The sequence below is a fragment of the Ensifer sp. LC11 genome (assembly GCF_001695835.1).
Lineage (GTDB): Bacteria > Pseudomonadota > Alphaproteobacteria > Rhizobiales > Rhizobiaceae > Ensifer.
On record NZ_MBSO01000057.1, the window covers coordinates 1 to 2590 of the forward strand.

Annotated in this window: 1 protein-coding gene; it reads right to left on the minus strand. The window is 61.7% G+C overall.

From position 1 onward, the window contains the following. Positions 1-173: 173 nt before the first annotated feature. Positions 174-2144 carry a M23 family metallopeptidase gene (locus BBX50_RS26770; RefSeq protein ID WP_065778332.1) on the minus strand — a complete coding sequence of 657 codons (1971 nt, stop codon included), beginning with the start codon at positions 2142-2144 and terminating at the stop codon, positions 174-176. Between the last annotated feature and the right edge of the window lie 446 nt (positions 2145-2590).

Genomic DNA, 2590 nt, shown 5'->3' on the forward strand with positions numbered 1-2590 from the left:
AACCAGGCTGTCGAGCGTCACCATCTCGAGTGCGGTCTGTTCGGGAGCGGGTTTCTTCAACATAACCCAGTGAATCAAAAACCCCCGGCAAACGCCAGAGGTTTGTCAGCAGTCTGGGCCGCCCTTTTGGGGCGGCCTTTTCATATGTGCGGAGTTTTGACGAGGGGAGGGGGCTAGTTGCTCGCGACTTCGGCGCCCGTGCCATCCTTGTCGAGCAGTTCATCGATGCGGTCGCGTTCCTTTTCGAACTTCGCCAGCGCATCGCCGGCCAGCGACTTGCCGCCGGGAAGGCGGATGCGCAGCGGATCGACCTTGTTGCCATTGACGATCAGTTCGTAGTGCAGGTGCGGGCCGGTCGAAAGACCCGTGGTGCCGACCCAGCCGATCACCTGACCCTGGACAACCTTGGAGCCGACCTTGACGTTCTTGGCGATCGCGCTCTGGTGGTTGTAGGACGATACATAGCCGTTGGCATGGCGGATCAGCGTCTGATTGCCGTAACCGCCGGAATCCCAGCCAGCCTTTTCCACGACACCGTTGCCGGCGGCGATGATCGGCGTGCCGCGGGGCGCTGCCCAGTCGACGCCGGTGTGCATCCGCGAGAAGCCGAGGATCGGGTGGCGGCGCATGCCGAAGCCTGAGCGGAAATGGCCGTTCGGTACAGGATTGCGCAACAGGAACTGCCGGATGCTCTTTCCGTCCTGGTCGAAATAGTCGATCGAATTGTCGTCCGGATCCTGGAACCGGTAGAAGGCGGTGACGGCATCGCCGAATTTGGCGCGCACATAGAGAAGCTCGGAGTCTTCCGTCGCCATGCCACGCTCGTCGGTGACGGAGAAGAAGGCTTCAAGCGAGTCGGTTGGCTTTAGCTGCGCCTGGAAATCGACATTGCTGGCAAGCAGCTTGACGACGAGGCCGACCATGTCGGCGCTCATGCCGTAGGAGAGCGCCGCCCGGTAGATACCGTCATAGACCCGCGGCAGGTCGTGGCTGCTGGTCACCACCGGCGCGCCGTTGTCGTCGAAGGCGGTGGCCACTGCGTCGAGCCTTGGTGGTTCGGCGCCGGGCACGAAACGGCCCTTGTCGTCGACCGCCATCGTCAGCACATGGCGACTGCGCGAATAGATGGTGGCGCGCACGATCCGCGCCTCATCGCCCTTCTGGGTCTCGCTGTTCTGAATGATGCCGATACGCAGGACGTCGCCCTCGGCAAGTTCGTTGTCGCCGAGCGCCTGGCCGATGTAACCGGCGGCGTCTTCGGCCTGCGCCTTGGTGTAGCCGGCATTGACCATGACGGTCGCAATGTCGGTCTGGCGGCGCACCGGAATGATGTCGTCGGCGTATTCGGTGGTCTCTTCGTCGATCGTCTCGTAGGCGGCGACGCTTTTGTTCTGTTCGACGATGCGGGCGGTCAGACCCTGCTGAAGCAGATCGAGCCCGTCGCTCTCGGAGGCGAAGCGCTGCGGGTCGACATAATAGAGCGACGCGACCTGCGTGCTGCCTTCGGTCAGGACCGAGCCATTGGTACGGACGTTCTCCTCGACCTCGTCGAGCGACATCGAGCTGTCGAAGGTGGGACCGCCGCGAAGCGGAAAATCGACGGTCTTCAGCGCCACCTCGGAATCGACGTTCGATCCATAGAGCGTGCCGGTTCTGGCGACGGGGGATTCCTCGTCCGCCTCCTCCGTGGAGAAGATCGCCAGGGGATCGAAATCGGGATAGCCTTCCGAAGTCTGGTGGTTTGCGGCCAGCGCCATCTTGACGTGAACGAAGGGCTGCTTGCGCACCACTTCCTTCTCGCCGTCATGGGTCATGGTTGACACTTCCATGACGGTCTTGTCGGCCGGCTTGGCGACGAGTTTCGGTGAGAGGATGCGGCCGCCGCGTACGGCGCTTGCCTGTTCATCGCCATTCGACCCGGCATCAAGGGCTGCATAGGCCTCCGCCGGGATCGCCAATTGCTGGCGTCCGTCAAGGGCCGCAAAGAGAGCGACGCCCATCAGCAGGCTTGAGGTGATGCCAGTCAAAAAGGTACCCGATAGCCAGCGCAGCGAAATCTCGCGCCTGTCGGGCGCGCGGCGGCCATGCGCAAGGATCGGTGGCTGGTCGCCAAGCGACCTGACCATGTTCTTGTCGGTGATCATGCCGAGCTGAGGGTCCCCGATGTCTCTAAACCGTATTCTTGCCTGCGATACGTTGCGCGAAGATGTGCATCTTTCACGCAACGGAGTCAAATCTCGGGGGGGAGGACGGAAGGCGGATATCCCGCCTCTCCACGCTCTCCCGCGTGAAACACCCGCGAAGCATCGTTGCTTTCGCTTAGATCGGCCGATTGTGAAAAAGTGAGGGCCAAAATGTGTCTCCACAGACGCGGGAGAGGGCCCTAAACTTTTTTGGGGGCGCAAAGCCCTGCGTTTCCGGGCTTTGTCAGAAATCTGTCATTTTTTTCGAAAAACCCTGTTGACGTCTGCGAGGCTGGGGGTCTATAAGCCCGATCACTGACGAGGGCGGCGGCGCTGCTGGCGACGACGACCTTCGCTCTAGAGTTTCCTTGGTTGGCTGAGGCTGATTGATGGGTCTGGGACTTAGG

What these genes read in the sequence shown, in the direction of transcription:
- BBX50_RS26770 (WP_065778332.1), bottom strand. Translation starts at nt 2,144, where the DNA reads ATGATCACCGACAAGAACATGGTCAGGTCGCTTGGCGACCAGCCACCG.